This window comes from Roseivirga misakiensis (assembly GCF_001747105.1).
Lineage (GTDB): Bacteria > Bacteroidota > Bacteroidia > Cytophagales > Cyclobacteriaceae > Roseivirga > Roseivirga misakiensis.
This window is the reverse complement of sequence record NZ_MDGQ01000005.1, coordinates 1,335,582-1,352,805: the sequence shown is the minus strand read 5'-3', so window position 1 is coordinate 1,352,805 and position 17,224 is coordinate 1,335,582. Positions and strand designations below refer to the sequence as shown.

General features: G+C 40.4%; 16 protein-coding genes. 3 read left to right on the top strand and 13 right to left on the bottom strand.

Annotated features, from left to right (window positions below; translation table 11 throughout):
• Window positions 1–61 precede the first annotated feature (61 nt).
• From leuB to BFP71_RS13565, 4 genes are read right to left on the bottom strand one after another with little or no spacing between them, the layout of a single operon-like run.
• Window positions 62–1,174 (bottom strand): 3-isopropylmalate dehydrogenase, encoded by a 1,113-nt coding sequence (gene leuB / locus BFP71_RS13580; protein ID WP_069836000.1) that lies wholly within the window; start codon window positions 1,172–1,174, stop codon window positions 62–64.
• 48 nt (window positions 1,175–1,222) lie between these two features.
• Entirely contained in the window at window positions 1,223–1,810 is a 588-nt protein-coding gene (gene leuD, locus BFP71_RS13575) for a 3-isopropylmalate dehydratase small subunit (RefSeq protein ID WP_069835999.1), read from the bottom strand.
• 1 nt (window position 1,811) lies between these two features.
• The gene (gene leuC / locus BFP71_RS13570) at window positions 1,812–3,206 is read right to left on the bottom strand and encodes a 3-isopropylmalate dehydratase large subunit (RefSeq protein ID WP_069835998.1); all 1,395 of its coding nucleotides are present in this window, start codon (window positions 3,204–3,206) and stop codon (window positions 1,812–1,814) included.
• Window positions 3,207–3,208: 2 nt separating this feature from the next.
• Window positions 3,209–4,372, bottom strand: a complete 1,164-nt coding sequence (locus BFP71_RS13565) for a 2-isopropylmalate synthase (protein ID WP_069835997.1) — start codon at window positions 4,370–4,372, stop codon at window positions 3,209–3,211.
• A 173-nt stretch (window positions 4,373–4,545) separates the two neighbouring features.
• Here BFP71_RS13565 and BFP71_RS13560 point away from each other — a divergent pair, with 173 nt between their 5' ends.
• Window positions 4,546–6,090, top strand: coding sequence for a hypothetical protein (locus tag BFP71_RS13560; RefSeq protein ID WP_069835996.1), 1,545 nt, complete (start codon window positions 4,546–4,548; stop codon window positions 6,088–6,090).
• Between the two features lie 42 nt (window positions 6,091–6,132).
• Here the strand turns inward: BFP71_RS13560 and ilvC are convergent, their stop codons facing one another.
• From ilvC to BFP71_RS13530, 6 genes are all read right to left on the bottom strand, one after another.
• Window positions 6,133–7,206, bottom strand: a complete 1,074-nt coding sequence (gene ilvC, locus BFP71_RS13555; RefSeq protein WP_069835995.1) for a ketol-acid reductoisomerase — start codon at window positions 7,204–7,206, stop codon at window positions 6,133–6,135.
• 18 nt (window positions 7,207–7,224) lie between these two features.
• Complete coding sequence (gene ilvN / locus BFP71_RS13550) at window positions 7,225–7,731, bottom strand: acetolactate synthase small subunit (protein WP_069835994.1); 507 nt, start codon at window positions 7,729–7,731, stop codon at window positions 7,225–7,227.
• 1 nt (window position 7,732) lies between these two features.
• Window positions 7,733–9,454, bottom strand: a complete 1,722-nt coding sequence (ilvB, locus tag BFP71_RS13545) for a biosynthetic-type acetolactate synthase large subunit (protein WP_069835993.1) — start codon at window positions 9,452–9,454, stop codon at window positions 7,733–7,735.
• A 7-nt stretch (window positions 9,455–9,461) separates the two neighbouring features.
• Window positions 9,462–11,135: a dihydroxy-acid dehydratase gene (gene ilvD, locus BFP71_RS13540; RefSeq protein WP_069835992.1), complete on the bottom strand. Its 1,674-nt coding sequence runs from the start codon at window positions 11,133–11,135 to the stop codon at window positions 9,462–9,464.
• Window positions 11,136–11,322: 187 nt separating this feature from the next.
• Window positions 11,323–12,012, bottom strand: coding sequence for a response regulator transcription factor (locus BFP71_RS13535; protein ID WP_069835991.1), 690 nt, complete (start codon window positions 12,010–12,012; stop codon window positions 11,323–11,325).
• A 9-nt stretch (window positions 12,013–12,021) separates the two neighbouring features.
• The gene (locus BFP71_RS13530; RefSeq protein ID WP_069835990.1) at window positions 12,022–13,479 is read right to left on the bottom strand and encodes a sensor histidine kinase; all 1,458 of its coding nucleotides are present in this window, start codon (window positions 13,477–13,479) and stop codon (window positions 12,022–12,024) included.
• A gap of 119 nt (window positions 13,480–13,598) precedes the next feature.
• Here BFP71_RS13530 and BFP71_RS13525 point away from each other — a divergent pair, with 119 nt between their 5' ends.
• Window positions 13,599–14,798 carry a redoxin domain-containing protein gene (locus BFP71_RS13525; protein ID WP_069835989.1) on the top strand — a complete coding sequence of 400 codons (1,200 nt, stop codon included), beginning with the start codon at window positions 13,599–13,601 and terminating at the stop codon, window positions 14,796–14,798.
• 76 nt (window positions 14,799–14,874) lie between these two features.
• Here BFP71_RS13525 and BFP71_RS13520 read toward each other — a convergent pair whose 3' ends face one another.
• Window positions 14,875–15,558, bottom strand: coding sequence for a GOLPH3/VPS74 family protein (locus tag BFP71_RS13520; RefSeq protein WP_069835988.1), 684 nt, complete (start codon window positions 15,556–15,558; stop codon window positions 14,875–14,877).
• Between the two features lie 182 nt (window positions 15,559–15,740).
• Here BFP71_RS13520 and BFP71_RS13515 point away from each other — a divergent pair, with 182 nt between their 5' ends.
• Window positions 15,741–16,106: a VOC family protein gene (locus BFP71_RS13515; RefSeq protein ID WP_069835987.1), complete on the top strand. Its 366-nt coding sequence runs from the start codon at window positions 15,741–15,743 to the stop codon at window positions 16,104–16,106.
• 20 nt (window positions 16,107–16,126) lie between these two features.
• Here the strand turns inward: BFP71_RS13515 and BFP71_RS13510 are convergent, their stop codons facing one another.
• On the bottom strand, window positions 16,127–16,498 hold the full coding sequence (locus BFP71_RS13510) for a rhodanese-like domain-containing protein (protein ID WP_069835986.1): 372 nt from the start codon (window positions 16,496–16,498) through the stop codon (window positions 16,127–16,129).
• A gap of 17 nt (window positions 16,499–16,515) precedes the next feature.
• Window positions 16,516–17,223: a gluconate 2-dehydrogenase subunit 3 family protein gene (locus BFP71_RS13505; protein WP_069835985.1), complete on the bottom strand. Its 708-nt coding sequence runs from the start codon at window positions 17,221–17,223 to the stop codon at window positions 16,516–16,518.
• Window position 17,224: the final 1 nt, after the last annotated feature.

The window sequence follows — 17,224 nt, the reverse complement described above, 5'->3', positions numbered from 1 at the left end:
CCAAGTTAAAAAAAGCCCCAACGAGTTGGGGCTTCTAATTCTAAAACACTATGGGTCAGGACTATATAATAGTACTTAGTCCTAGTTTAATATTGTCTTGGGCACAGGATTCCTCTCCATCGGCTATGCAATTGGCAATAAAATCACCAACACGATCGGTCCCGTAACCTTCTTTTTTAGATAGGTCTTCAGTGACCATACCGATCTTTAAGGAAGAGTTAACTGCATTTCTAACTTCTATCGCTTCATTGACCAAACCTAAATGATCAAGCATCATGGCAGCAGAAAGTATAGTAGCTAGTGGATTTGCGATGTTTTTCCCAGCCGCTTGCGGATAAGAACCATGAATCGGCTCGAACATAGCCGTTTTATCACCAACAGATGCAGATGGCAACAAGCCCAACGATCCACCGATCACACTAGCTTCATCCGAAATAATATCGCCAAACATATTTTCAGTTAGGATTACATCGAAGTGTTTTGGGTTCTGGATCATTTGCATGGCCGCATTATCCACAAACATGCAATCCAGCTCAATTTCTGGATATTCATTCGCAATCAATGTCACTCTTTCTCTCCATAATCGTGAAGTTTCCAGCACGTTGGCCTTATCTACCAAGGTTACTTTCTTAGACCGATGTTGAGCAGCTTGAAAAGCTAGGTGTGCAATGCGGTCTACTTCAAAATTCTCATAAGTACAGTGGTCATATGCACCGTCTTTTGTGCGGCCTTTTTCTCCAAAGTAAATGCCCCCAGTAAGCTCTCTGTATACTACTAAGTCTACCCCTAAAACCTTTTCTGTTTTCAGCGGAGACATGTGAATTAAGCTATCATAAGCTGTCACAGGTCTAATATTGGCAAAAAGGCCTAAGCTTTTTCTTAATTTCAATAAGCCTTGTTCTGGTCGAACTTTTGCCGAAGGGTCATTGTCATATTTCGGATGACCGATAGCGCCAAAGAGGAATGCATCTGACTCTTCACATATTTTCAAAGTATGATCTGGCAGTGGATCACCTGAATTATCAATAGCAACTGCACCAACATCGCCATAAGCATACTCAAAGGTATGTCCGAAGCGCTCTGCGACGGCATCCAGTACTTTTCGTGCTTCAGCGACTACCTCAGGACCAATTCCGTCACCCGGTAGCATTCCTATCTTCTTCTTTACTCCCATCTTTTTAGAAATTCCGTTTTACTACGTTTTTATGCTTATTTCCGAATATTAAATAACAACAGAGGCCGATTCATATGCGGCTATTTCGTCCTTTAGGTTCACCAGATAGTCTATATCATCATAACCATTGATCAAGCACTCTTTTTTGTAAGGATTTACTTCGAATGACTCCTCTAGATCATTAAATCTAATCTTTTGTGCTGCTAAATCGACACTGATCTTAGTCGTCGGATTGGCCGTTATGGCATCTAACAAAGCCTTTAGAAATGTCTCACTTACCTGTACTGGCAAAAGGCCATTATTTAATGCATTTCCTTTAAAAATATCGGCAAAGAAACTCGACACGATCACTTTGAATCCATAATCATATAATGACCAAGCCGCATGTTCCCGAGACGAGCCACAACCGAAGTTTCGGCCAGACACTAATATTTCACCCATATAACTTGGATTGTTTAAGACGAAATCCGCTTTTGGTGTATTGTCAGGATTGTACCGCCAATCTCTGAACAGATTATCCCCAAACCCTTCTCGAGAGGTCGCTTTCAGAAACCTCGCTGGAATAATCTGATCAGTATCAATATCCTCTATGGCTAATGGTACGGCAGTGGAAACCACCTTTTCGAACTTATCCATCTTAATTCAAGTGTTTAGTTATATCCACAATTCTACCTTCTATAGCAGTCACGGCGGCCACTAACGGACTCGCTAAAAGGGTTCGTGCCCCTGGGCCTTGCCTCCCCTCAAAATTTCTGTTTGAGGTCGATACGCAATATTCTCCGGTAGGCACTTTATCTTCATTCATTCCCAAGCAAGCTGAACAACCAGGTTCTCTCAGTTCAAAACCAGCCTCTAGTAATACTTGATCAAGTCCTTCGGCTATAGCTTGTTTTTCTACCTGCTTAGAACCTGGAACAATCATCGCAGAGACATTTTCGGCTTTCTTCTTACCTTTCACGTAATCGGCAACAATTCTTAAATCTTCAATTCTCGAATTCGTACAACTGCCAATAAACACATGGTTAATGGGTTTGCCTAAAAGTGATTCTCCTGGCTTAAATCCCATGTAATCCAACGACTTATTATAACTTTCTACGCTCCCCTCGCCTAAATGGCTCGGTACAGCTTTAGTGATTTTAATTCCCATACCGGGGTTAGTACCGTAGGTAATCATGGGTTCTATGTCCGTTGCATCGAAGTGATATTCTTTGTCAAAAACAGCATCTGCATCCGTATGGAGTGTTTTCCAATACTCAACAGCTGATTCGAACGCTTCGCCTTTTGGTGCAAACTCTCTTCCTTGAATGTAGTCGAATGTGGTTTGGTCTGGTGCAATCATGCCTCCTCTAGCCCCCATTTCTATGCTCATATTACAAATCGTCATGCGCGCTTCCATGGAAAGCCTTTCGATTGTAGAACCGGCGTATTCTATAAAGTATCCCGTTCCTCCAGCTGCAGTCAATTGCGCTATGATGTAGAGGATAATATCCTTGGCTAAAACGCCTTTGTTCAATTCCCCATCAACAGTAACCCTCATGGTTTTAGGGCGACTTTGCAATAGACACTGGCTCGCCATAACCTGCGCAACTTGACTGGTACCAATACCAAATGCCACAGCGCCAAAGGCCCCATGGGTAGACGTATGACTGTCTCCGCACACCATGGTTCTACCCGGTAATGTGATTCCTAATTCAGGGCCTATCACGTGAACAATTCCTTGAAAAGGATGGCCTAGACCATATAATTCCACATTATGCTTTTCACAGTTGGCTAAAAGCGTATCTACTTGGTGTCTTGATAATGCCTCCTTAATTGGTAAATGCTGATCTTTTGTTGGAATATTATGATCGGGTGTTGCGACCATTTTCTCCTTTCTGAATAGCGAAAGACCGCGTTTTTCTAACTCAGAAAATGCTTGAGGACTTGTGACTTCATGTATCAAATGCCGATCGATATATAATACATCTATATCACCTACCAAGCTTTTAACTACATGGGCATCCCATACCTTATCGAATAATGTCTTTCCCATAGTTATACGGCTACTTTAAGTCTATTCGCGGCAATTTCATGCAGATCATCATCTAGCACCTCTTTCTTAGCATCTGCAGTATCTAAAAAGCTCTTGTAAACGATATCTAATTCGTCTCTGGTCAGTTCATACCCAATATTTTTCATGCGATAAGCCAGAGCTGCTCTTCCACTTCTGGCCGTAAGCACAATGGAAGAATGATCTACACCCACCTCTTTTGGATCTATTATCTCGTAGGTCTCACGTTTTTTAATAACACCATCTTGGTGTATACCAGAAGAGTGGGCAAAAGCATTTGCACCTACTATTGCCTTGTTTGGCTGTACGGGAACACGCATTGTTTCGGATACATATTTTGAAATGGCATTTAATTGCCTTGAATCAACGCCAGTGGTTTTATTCAAAAGTGGATGTTGCTTCAAAACCATCACCACCTCTTCTAAAGCGGTGTTTCCTGCTCTTTCGCCGATTCCGTTGATCGTACATTCGATTTGTGTGGCTCCATTAATCACCCCAGAAATGGAGTTGGCCGTAGCCATACCAAGATCATTGTGACAATGCGTTGAAAGGGTTACATTATGAACTCCCTTCACGTTTTCCTTTAGGAATTTAATCTTCGCACCATATTCCTCAGGTAAACAGTACCCTGTGGTGTCTGGAATATTCAAGACCGTGGCACCGGCTTGAACTGCCTTCTCACAAATAAAGGCTAGAAACTCATTATCGGTTCTACCAGCGTCTTCGGCATAAAACTCAACATCTTCAACATACCTTTTAGCCAATGCGACTGCGGAAACCGCTCTTTCTACTATTTTTTCAGGTGTTGAATTAAGTTTAAACCGAATATGTGATTCAGATGTACCGATTCCCGTATGAATTCTTGGTCTGACCGCTTTCTGTAATGATTCGGCTGCCGTAATGATATCTTTTTCAACAGCCCTACTAAGGCCGCAGACCACAGCGTCTCTAACTACAGATGCTATTGCCGCTACAGATTCGAAATCTCCTGGGCTTGAGATAGGAAAACCTGCCTCAATTACATCTACACCTAAGGCTTCAAGTCGCTTGGCGACTTCAACCTTCTCTTTGGTATTTAACTTACATCCAGGCACTTGCTCACCGTCTCTGAGCGTTGTGTCGAAGATTTGTATTTTTTGATTTGACATCGTTTATTTGATCAGTCTTCAGTATTTCTATAATCGCTTTTTACAGAATAATTGAATTTAGACTGACCCAGAATTGATACCATATGAGAACTTGATTCTTATACTATTTCTAAAACAGGCTTTTCATTTTTCAAACCATTATTAATCAGTTACTTACGTAGTTTCACTTTACAATGGCAAACATTAAAAGCGATCCATTATTTGACCTTATAAAATCTCTGAATCAGACGGAGAAAAGACACTTTCGCTTGTTTGTTAAAAGAAGTGGAAATGCAGATGATCTGAAGTTTGTAAAGCTCTTCGATGCTATGGATAGCATTAAATCTTACGATGATCAAAATATTTTAAAGCGTGTTTCGAGCATAAAAAAGAGTCAATTTTCGAATCAAAAAGCACACTTATATCGGCAAATATTAGCTAGTCTTCGGCACTATCATATTGGTCAAAACATAGATATCCAGCTTAGAGAAAACATGGACCATGCTAAAGTCTTGTATAACAAAGGCTTTTATAAGCAGGCACTTAAGATGCTGGGTAAAACCAAGGTGATGGCTCAAGAAACCAAGCATTTTACCATCGCCCTGGAAGTGTTGGAATTCGAAAAGCTCATTGAATCAGAGTATATCACTAGGAGTATAGAGAATAGAGCCGAAGAACTTACCATTGAGGTCAATACAACGGCTAATCGGGTCAATTCGGCTAATCAGCTTTCCAACTTATCGCTCAACTTATACAGCCTATTTCTTAAAAACGGATATGCAAAAACAAAAACGGCCTTTGAAGAAGTTCGAACCTATTTCGACGAAAACTTACCCATAACAAGCGTCGATGGGCTCTCCTTTTACGAGAAACTTTATTACCATCAGGCTCATGTGTGGTTTAATAAAATCACCCAAAACTTTCCTAATGCCTACAAACATGCGAAGGCTTGGGTCGAACTTTTTAAGGCCGATGAAGACATGGCTAAAAAGCAGCCGGTATTGTTTATTAAGGGTTACAGAAACTTATTAGCAGCATTATTTCAATTACAATATTATACTCAATTCTGTATCGTTTTAGATGAAGTGGAAGCCTTAAGCCAAGATAAACAGATTGTAAAGGACTTAAACTCTGAAGTACTGATTTTTAAGTTTTTATACATATCGAAAATCAATAAATGCTTTATGGAAGGTCAATTCGAAAAAGGGATTGATCTTATTCCAGAAATCTTGGAGAAGTTGAAACTTTATGAAGGTAAAATCGACCCAGAAAGGGTGTTAATGTTTTACTACAAATTTGCTTCCCTCTACTTTGGAAATGATAATTACAGGAAAACGATATTCTACTTAAATCAAATCGTTTACTTCAAAGATGTAAAGCTGAGAGAAGACATTCACTGCTTTGCGAGAATCCTGAATCTAATCGCTCACTTTGAAGATGGGCAAGACTTTCAACTAGAATATCAAATCAAGTCCACCTTTCAGTTTATCGGTAGAATGAATGATCAACAGGCTGTGCAGCGTGAAATCATCCAATTCCTCCGGAAAACGGGAAAAATCAAGCCCAGTGAGTTAAAAAGTGAGTTTATACAACTTCACAGTCGTCTAGAAAAGCTAAATGAAGACCTATATGAGCGTCGCCCTTTCCTCTATCTCGATATTCTTTCTTACCTCCAAAGCAGAATTGAAGGTCGTCCAGTAAAAGAAGTGGTCAAGGAAAAGTTTAAGGCTTTGCGATGACCAAATACCGATTTTAAATCTTTTCGGTATTTGGTTTCAGCATTACACCAGTTCTTTTTCTTTGATTTCAGGCGCATTTTCCGGCCTTAAGGCTCTTACAGCTTTTCCAGCCCTCCACATTTCAGAGTTATGCAGTTCGTCCAGTTCTTCCTGAAGTTTCTCCCGGTAGTCTGTCTGTGAATTGGAATCAATACTCCTTTGTGCCTCTGTGCCCGCCACTACTGAAGCATATAATTCTTCAAAAACAGGTTTTGTAGCTGCATGAAATTTATCCTTCCAATCTAGGGCTCCTCGTTGTGCTGTAGTAGAGCAATTAGCGTACATCCAGTCCATTCCATTTTCAGCTACAAGTGGATACAAGGATTGCGTAGCTTCCTCCACTGTTTCATTGAAAGCTTCCGACGGAGAATGACCATTGGCTCTTAAAACTTCATATTGTGCCATAAAAAGGCCTTGAATAGCCCCCATAAGCGTACCTCGCTCACCTGTAAGGTCAGAGGTAACTTCTTTAATAAATGTCGTTTCAAACAAATAGCCAGAACCAACACCAATGCCTAATGCTACAATTCTGTCCTTAGCTTTTCCTGTAGCATCTTGATGGATAGCAAAAGATGAATTCAGGCCTTTCCCCTCTAAAAATAATCTCCGCAAACTTGTACCCGATCCCTTCGGTGCTACTAATGCCACGTCAACATCTGCTGGTGGTATAATACCCGTTTTTTCAGCGTATGCCACTCCAAAACCATGTGAAAAGTAAAGCATCTTACCTGCAGTCAAATGCTTCTTGACTACTGGCCATAATTGAATTTGAGCAGCATCTGAAAGCAGATAACAAATAATTGATGCTCTTTCCAGCGCTTCTTCAATCGGAAAAAGGCTTATGCCTGGCTCCCAACCATCCGCGATCGCTTTATCCCACGTCTTGGATTCTTGTCGCTGCCCTACAATGACCTTAATGCCGTTGTCCTGTAAATTCAATGACTGGCCTGGACCTTGTACCCCATAACCTATGATGGCCACGGTCTCATTTGCCAATACTTCTTGTGCTTTTGCTAGTGGAAATTCATCTCTTGTGATGACATTTTCTTCTACTCCACCAAAGTTGATTAAAGCCATAATATGCTGTTTAAAAGTTTATCTTTCTTTCTGTAATTCTATTTTTGGTCGGATTACAGATACTCTGCCCGACCGTACAAATTCCTTCAAACCCAGAGGTCTTAAAAACTCCAGCAACTCCTGTGTTTCTTCTTTATGCCCTGTTTTCTCGATAATCATATATTCCGGCTCCATGGAGAGAATACGCGCATGAGAATCGCGGATTAGTCTTTCGACCAAATTATTTTCTGAAGCCTTCTCAGTAGATAGTTTATAAAGCGCTATCTCTTGAAAAACTGTCTCTTCATCGAGATGATAGACTGCTTGAATAACTTCGACTTGCTTCTCGATTTGTTTGACGATTTTCTGAACGAGCTCTTCCTCGGCCTTCACTACCACTGTAAATCGAAAAACGCTTTCTTGTTCTGATTCTGAGGTGTTTAGACTCTCAATACTCAAATGTCTTTTAGTAAAAATAGACGTAATTCTATGCAGTAAACCAATGCTGTTTTCGGAAAATATCGATATGGTAAATGACTGGATCACGTTAGGCAAGTCTTATATCTGATACTGATGCACCAGAAGGCACCATTGGAAACACGTTATCCTCTTTTCCTACTTTCACCTCAAGCAAATAGCTCCCTTCGTGAGCGAACATTGCCTTCAATGCGTTCGATAAGTCTTCTCGCTTTTCAACGGTGGCTCCTTTGATACCGTACCCCTCGCCTATTTTGATAAAATCGGGGTTCATAAGTTCAGTACTAGAGTAGCGCTTATCGAAAAACAGTTGTTGCCACTGCCGAACCATTCCTAAAAAGTTGTTATTAAGAATAACAATCTTTATGGCGGCTTGGGTCTGGAAAACGGTACCTAGCTCTTGAATGGTCATTTGAAAACCACCATCACCTATCACTGCAATAACCTCTCGCGAAGGTGCACCAAGTTTAGCCCCAATAGCCGCTGGTAAACAAAATCCCATTGTCCCCAACCCACCAGAAGTAATGTTACTTTTCGACTGATTGAATCTAGTGTAACGACAGGCCATCATTTGGTGCTGCCCTACATCCGTTACTAAAACGGCGTCACCATCAGTAATTTGATTGATTTGATCGACAACCTCTCCCATTTTCAACGGTCCCTCCACAGGTGATAACTCGTCTTTTACGACTTGCTCCGCTTCGATGGCATTCAATACTCTAAATTTCTCCAGCCACTCGCGATGACTTTTTAACAGAACGTGTTTTGTTAGTTCTGAAAGTGTCTCTTTACAATCGCCGAGTACCGGTATTTCAACTTTTACATTTTTATTAATCTCCGCTGGATCAATATCTAAATGGATAATTCTTGCTTGCTTCGCATATTTCTCCAAGTTGCCTGTTACTCGATCATCGAACCGCATGCCGATTGCGATCAGCACGTCACATTCATTGGTTAGTTTATTCGGGCCATAATTACCGTGCATACCTAGCATACCTACATTCAATGGGTGCTCAGTTGGTAAGGCGGATAGTCCTAAAATGGTCCAAGCAGCCGGTATTCCGGTTTTTTCGATAAAACTTTTAAACTCTTGTTCAGCATTACCTAGAATGACGCCTTGCCCAAAAAGGACGAATGGTTTTTGTGCTAGATTAATTAAATCTGCAGCAGCTTTGACCTGATTCAAATTGAGACTAGGGATCGGCTGATAACTTCTTATGGTACGGCAAGGTGAATAGCTAAATTCAAAGTCTTGAAATTGAGCATCCTTAGTAATGTCTATAAGAACCGGGCCAGGTCTACCTGATTTTGCAATGTAAAACGCCTTCGCTATAGCTTCTGGTAATTCTTCTGCCTTTGTTACTTGAAAATTCCATTTGGTCACAGGCATTGAAATACTGATGATATCAGTTTCTTGAAATGCATCTGATCCCAGTAACTGGGAGCCTACCTGTCCAGTAATGCAAACTAACGGTGTGGAATCGACCATTGCATCCGCTATGCCTGTAATCAGGTTAGTTGCGCCAGGTCCTGAAGTGGCCAAAACTACCCCGACTTCTCCTGTTGCGCGAGCAAACCCCTGTGCTGCATGTACAGCACCTTGTTCATGCCGCGTGAGCACATGATGTACCTCGGTCTGAAAATCAAATAGGGCATCATAAACTGGCATAATAGCTCCACCAGGGTAACCAAAAACTATGTTTACTTTTTCGGCTATGAGCGACTTTATAAGAGCTTTGGCACCTGAGGTCTTTTCTTTAGTAGATACTAATGGGGTAAGCACTGATTCCATATCTTCCTTAATTATCCGTTACACAACCTTCCGAAGCGGAGGATACATTCTTAGCATACTTTTTTAAAACGCCAGCTTTCACTTTTAAAGCGGGGCGTTTCCAAAGTGCCTTTCTCTTTTTGAGTACTTCTTCTGATACTCCCAACGTGATTTCGTTGTTCACTGCATCGATAATGATTGGATCATTGTTTTCAACCAGTGCGATGACTCCACCTGCCTGAGCTTCTGGGGTTACATGACCGACAACAAAACCATGACTTCCTCCAGAAAAGCGTCCATCAGTTATCAGTGCTACGGATTTACCTAAACCTGCTCCCATAATTGCAGCTGTAGGCTTGAGCATTTCTGGCATTCCTGGGGCTCCTTTTGGGCCTTCGTACCGAATTACGATCACGTGCCCCGGTTTTACAGCACCACTGCCAATTCCTTCAATGGCAGAAAATTCATCATCGAATACGATAGCTTTTCCCTCGAAACGCTCACCTTCTTTACCTGTAATTTTAGCAACGGAGCCTTCGGAGGCAAGATTTCCAAATAGCATTTGTAAGTGACCAGTGGGTTTAATCGGCTGATCTATGGGCCTAAGCAGCTTAGTTTCTAGGTTAATTGGGTCTACTGTGGATAGGTTTTCGGCTATGGTTTCCCCTGTAACGGTCATACATTCCCCATGAAGCATATCATGGTCGAGCATGAAGCGCATAACGGCTGGGGCGCCACCTGCTTCATGTAAATCTTCCATCAAATATTGGCCACTTGGTTTTAGATCGGCCAGAAATGGAGTGTTATCAGAAAGCGTTTGAAAGTCTTTTAGGCTAAGATCGATGTCTACACTTTTGGCTATCGCGATTAGGTGCATTACTGCGTTGGTAGAACCACCGAGGACTATGATCAGCCTGATGGCATTTTCGAAGGATTTCTTTGTGAGTATATCTCTCGGTTTTAAATCGAGCTCAAGTAGTTTTCGAACCGCACGCCCTACTTTGGCACATTCTTCTTCTTTATCAAGACTTATCGCTGGGTTTGAGGCACTATAAGGCAATGACATGCCTAATGCTTCAATAGCCGATGACATGGTATTAGCCGTATACATTCCACCACATGCGCCTGCACCTGGACACGAGTTCTTGATAATCCCTTGGTAATCCTCATCCGATATATTTCCAGCAAACTTTTCACCCAAAGCCTCAAAAGACGAAACGATATTGAGCTTTTTCCCTTTATAGCATCCTGAGGCGATAGTGCCACCATAAACCATTAACGAGGGTCTATTTAGCCTTCCCATCGCCATTAGAGCGCCCGGCATATTCTTGTCGCAGCCGACTACGGTTACCAAGCCATCGTAATAATGGGCTCCTGCAACAGCTTCGATCGAATCTGCAATTATTTCTCTAGAAACGAGCGAATAGCGCATTCCTTCTGTCCCGTTAGATATGCCATCACTAACGCCTATGGTATTATATATCAAACCCACTAGATCGGCCGCAACGACTCCTTTTTTGACTTCTTTTGCGAGATCGTTTAGGTGCATGTTACAAGTATTGCCTTCATAGCCTGTACTAACAATGCCCACTTGAGCCTTTTGCATATCAGCTTCTGTTAGGCCAATACCATATAGCATGGCCTGCGATGCGGGCTGTGTTGGATCTTGGGTTAGTCTTTTGCTGTATCTATTCAACTCCATATTTTGGATATTCAATAGATAAACTTATCGACACAGTTTGAGCTGATTTAATTTATTTTTGGTGTGAGTACAATCTCCGATTGAATAATTAAGAATGTATCATGCTGTTAATCAGATTATTACAGGAAGCCCATCTACACTCTTAAGCTAAGAATACAATCGATTTCTATTGGCGCTATCTCGGCCTTTAATCGACGATAAACTTATATCCTACCCCTCTTATATTCAAGATGCTAAGCCTGGGTTCGTCTTTAAGGTACTTTCTAAGTCTAGAGATAAAAACGTCAAGACTGCGTGAGTTGAAAAAGGAGTCATCGCCCCAAACCGCTAATAATAATGACTCTTTTGTGACCGTTTGGTTTTGTTGCATACAGAGCGCCTGAAGTAAATGAGATTCCTTAGCCGTTAAGCTTCGGACATTGCTTCCATTTTCTAGGGTAAATTTTCGGCTATCAAAAACGAAGCTTCCTAGGTAAAATACTTTGTCTTCAGTCTTTATTTCATTCGTTAGTAATCGTGTTTCACTCAACATCACTTTCATACGAATGAGTAATTCTTGGATACTGAAAGGCTTTCTGAGATAATCGTTCCCTCCAGACTCAAATCCTTCGATTACGTCTTTGACTTGAACCTTAGCAGTTAAAAAGATGATAGGGACATTCTTGTTGGTTGTTCTTATCGCCTTTGCTACATCATAACCATTCACCTTAGGCATCATCACATCTAAAATGATGAGATCTGGTGTTTCCAAGTTGAATCTTTCAATGGCCGATTGTCCATCAGTAACATGGGTAACTTGGTACCCCTGTTCTTCCAAATTATCTTTCACCAACATAGCTAGGGAAAGCTCATCTTCAACTAATAATATTTTAGACATTGGTGGTACTTAACAAGGGTTTAAAACTATTGAAAAAATCGAACCGGATTCAGATGAACTTTTCAGCCTTAAATCTCCTCCCATTTTATTCATAATGGTTTTAGATTGATATAGACCGATCCCCATTCCTTTGACATCGTGCACCCCATTTTGGCTCACGCGATGGAACTTCTCGAAGATTTTATCTTGATCTTCTCGTGGAATTCCTATGCCATTATCTTTTACATCCACTGCTACTTTATCCCCAGTATGGACATTGATTTCTATCTCTTTAGGAGTTCGGTTAGAGTATTTTAATGCATTATCGATCAGGTTGTAGAAGACATTATTTAATCGATAAACATCAGCTTTTACCTCAATATTGCTGAATGGGGCAACCTTGAAGTGAATCTCCCCTTTGCTTTTTACTGAGTAATAGTCGATCACTTCATTGATGAGGGCTTTCAGATCGACATTAGTCATCTTTAAACTAACTACCCCAGGATTGTGTAGACTGACTTGTAATACATTTTGCAGAAGGCCCGAGATTCTGCTGAGCTCCATTTTTGATATTTTCAAATAGTCTCTGGCTTTCTCCTTATTATCAAGAACATGGTACCGATCGAGGCTCTCCAAACTCACATGTAAAGTTGAAATCGGTGTGAGGAGTTCATGGGTCACATTATCGATAAAGTCATCCTTAGTTTGAGCCAAAATACGTTGCTTTTTAATCATGTCGGTTAAAAACCAGAAACTAAAGACTACCAGTAGCACAACGAATAATGAAGCCACGATCAACGATGATGATCTTTGCACGATGGCCCAAAATGGCTTGGGAATAAGCACAGCTATCTGACGCTGATCTCCCCTGTCTTTCAATTTGAAAAAGTTGGAAATATACGCTTTTTCATCATTAAGCTCATAAGTACTGTCTTCCTCAATAAATACCAATTCATAATCGGCTTGAATGGCGTAGTTATCAAAATTATCCACTAAAAGACTGTCTAACAATCTGATATTGGCCGATAAGGTGTCAGTATAATTCTCATAGCGGTCGTCAATCGGCCTATTTACACTAAAGTATACCGTCTGTTTGCCAATGCGTTTAAGTTTATTGAAGGCTTTGTTGAATAAAAACTCCTTCGTGAGCGTATCAGGATCGTATTTTGTAATAAAATTGTGTTTCAAAAATAAATCTCCAGAAATAGGATCTACCAGACTCACAGATGGGTTAATACCGTTCCCAAAATCATATTCAATTTTAACCAAATTGGTATCAAGTAAGTCGAACTTATGAAGTTCGAACCGCCGTTCCTCCCAATCTTGCTTTACATCATCAATGATCAGCTCCAGAGAGGCATTCACGTCATTTTGAAAACTTGTTTTATTACTTTGAAAGTTAGCCTTTAAAAAATAAGCCTGAATCGCCAGCATACTAATCAATGAGATCGTAGTCAGTGGAATGGTTACCGATTGCTTCTTTATCATAATCGAATATATGTGGCTTTTTTGGCTCCCAATAATCCATTAACAAACATTTACAATAGTTAAGTCTCAGTTTAACACCCCGAAAAAAGCTGTACGCTAGGTTTGTTAAAAAAAATGATATGAAACTTAAAGCCATAATTATTCTCGCACTTATTCTCGTTTCAGGTTTGCTCAGAGGCCAAGCACTTACGGTTGGCGATAATATAGACCATCTGGAAGAACTCGAAGTTGATTTGATTGGACCCAAAAATGGAAAAACTACAAATGGTTTTCCCAAAAAGAAAGTGATTCTAATTGATTTCTGGGCGACATGGTGTGGATCGTGTATTGTGAACATGCCTCACTTAGATTCTCTACAAAAGGAGTTTAAAGATGATTTACTAGTCCTTGCCGTCAGTACTGAGGATAAGGCAAGGTTAGAGCGGTTCGCGGCAAAGAGACCATATAGTTTTATGTATGCCCGAGATAGAGAGCATAAAATGAGTGATTATTTCCCATATAGGATGCTTCCTCATTCTGTGTTAATAGATGTAGACGGCACTGTAGTAGCGATTACCAACCCTTCAAATATCAATAAGGAGGTTATCAAAAAAGTCATTAACAAGGAGAAAATAGACTTACCCCTAAAGGTTGATAACACAGCTTTTGATTATGCGGCTGACTACTTTAACCTTCCAGCAGATGCCATAGAAACCTTCGATATTCAGCCTTATAACCCAAACATCCCTGGGTTCACGAAATACAATAAAGACGGGCGACGCATTTCTATGCACAATACCACGATTACAGGTATGTATCGTCAGGCCTTTGATATGAGTTCTTTTCGATTGGAATTACAAATAGATGAGGCCAAAGTGGACTGGAAGAATACCGACAACCGATATAATTTGGATATTCTGGTTGCTCCCGAAGACGCTGGTAGGTTAAACGAAATCTTTCAAGAAAAACTACTTTCTACATTAGACATAAAGGCTAAAACTAAGAAGAAGGAAATGGAAGTAATTGTTGTTTCTAAAATTGACTCTATCCCCTTTCCATTAGAAAAAGCTGGAACTGACGTTAAAAATCTCAATTCTAGAGGAGATAGGTTTATATCCAATAGATCATCGATGGATGACTTTACTAAATATTTGGAAGATCAAGGTACTTTGGGAAAACCAGTAGTCAATGAAACTGGTATTGATGGACTATTTGTTTTTGATTTCTCTTATGACCCTGAAAATCCTCAATCATTTCATGATGCCATCAAAAAAATGGGCATTAAGATGAAAAAGGAAATGAGAGAAATAGACATTTTAGTGATTTACGAAGAGGACTAAAAATAACAAGAAAACCACATAAAAGGCCTTACATCTTAATGGTATGAGGCCTTTTTATTTCTCACTAGTCAGGAGATTAATTCGTGGTAGTTGTCACTGTAGTTACAATCATAGTCGTGGTTATGGCGATCATAATTGCTGCTTGTACTTCTCGAATGCTTTTATTGATGGCATTGGATATTTTCACATCCTGCGTCACTTCTTTGATCTTCTTTTTAACCGCTTTATAATCTTCCTTATCTCTGAACGCCTCTCGCGTGAGATCAGAAATATCTATCAGACTCAATAGCATTATATCTCTTGCTTCGGATTTCTCGCCTAAAAGCATCACTCCTTTCAGACGTTCACGTACCTTATTTTCAGGGTTAAGGTTGCTGGTAGGGTATTTATTGGAAGGAATTATCCAAAGTATTTTGTGCTCTTCCTTTTTCAAGATACCCTTATTCATCAGGCGTTTGAGCGTATCTTCTTTAAGCTCATTGGCCATTTTGGCAAGCTTTGTAATGAGCTTTTTAATTTTAATCGGTTCTGTGCTGGTTTTAAGTAACTCGATCACTTTATTAAGCGCTACTTCTTTCTCCAAAGCACTATCAATCAACCTGACATAATCCCCTTCTACAGCAATCTTTTCTCGTAAGGCTAGTTCCAATAGAATCGCTCCACCAAAACCATAATGTAGGTGTGTCGAATCAATAACAAATTTTCCTTTGTCGTCGTCTAAAGCGATTAAGAGGAACTCCTCTAATAAATCCAAATCCATATACCAAATCTAAGTAAACAAGCGAGTGGTCAGGTTTGATAAAGGTCGGTTATTTTTCTCAGAGGTTCAATGGATTGCCATAAAACCCTTCAGCGGCAATTAAAAATGCATTTGACCCCTCTTTGAATTTAGTTGTTCAAGGTGTTGCCTTGTTATCAAAAAAATAGGCTTAACTTTTAAGAATGGAGCATAAGCCAAAATCAATACGACCATTTATTGGTGCAAAGGACTTTAAGGAGTCGAGTACATTTTATAAGGAGCTGGGGTTCAAGGAAATTCCTATCTCTCATAACATGTCGTATTTCGAAGTGCATGAAGGTTATGGCTTTTACTTACAAGATGCCTACGTTAAGGACTGGGTAGATAATACGATGCTATTTCTAGAAGTTGACAGTGTAGAAAGATATCAGTCAGAATTAATCAAGCTTGATCTTCACAACAAGTATCAGCGCGTCAAGCTGTCTTCAATCGTAAAAAATGATTGGGGTGATGAAATTTTCCTGCATGATCCATCTGGAATCTTGTGGCACTTTGGAGAATTCCATTAAGACATTGTTAGGCTTTTCTCCTATCGTTCGATGGGTAGTTTTTTGCGCTGCCAATCACGAATTCCACCCTTCATATCGTAGGCTTCTTTAAAACCCATTTGCTTTAACAATTTCAGCGTTGAAGCACTTCTACCTCCCACAGCGCAGTAAACAGCGACAGGCTTACCCTTATCAAGCTTATCTAAAAGGTTTTTAAAATCGGGTTTATAATAATCTATAAGTAGCGCCTTGGCCAAATGGCCTGATTGGAATTCATGTTTTGTTCTTACATCAACGATTTGGACGTCCTTTTTTTCCGAAATCAAGTTTTGAAACTCCTGAACTGTCACTGCTTTAGCTATACTCCCAGCTTGCTCAAGGTTTGTAGAGCAAGCTGAAAGTACAAATAACATGAAGAAATGAATTCTGATCACGTCAATAAATTGCCATCATCGTCCCATGTGGCTATGTCGTTTCGTTTTGACTGATCTACACATTTTGCCAGCCACTCTGGTTCATAATCAACATCGTGCTGGTCAAGTACATCTTGCGGAACGCCGTCCCAATAATTTGGACTATTACCTTTATAGCCTAAATCCTTCACTCCAAGTTCCGATGTGTAATATCCAGTGAGCACTAAATTCCTCATTCGCGTAAAGAAACGTTCTCCTGCCATTAAATCTGGAGCCGTTTTTCCTGGGTAGGCGATTGTATCTGCAATAGCTTTTTGCTGATCCACGGAAAGCTTTTTAAACTCAAGGTTATACAATTTAAAAGAGTGGTTATCTAACCATGCCAAACCTCCCCTAATGGGCAACTGCTGGCGTGGCATATCCTTCACAATAAATTCAATGAAAACGGGCACTTCAGCATCATTTGCCCCACCGATTTCAGCTGTTGGAGGAAGAATAATATCACAAAGCGAAGCGATCGTTTCTAATTCATGTTCATTTAAAAACGTTTCTGCCAATACTTCTTCGTCATGCTTTTGTTCTGGAACTGTACGCCCATATCCCGGTAAACTAGGTTTATCCGCTACCTCAGCGGTATTTTCGGTATCAGGCGCACAACCAGTAACTAAAAGTCCACCAGCTACAGAACCTACTAATAATCCTTTTAATGAATCTCTTCTATCCATG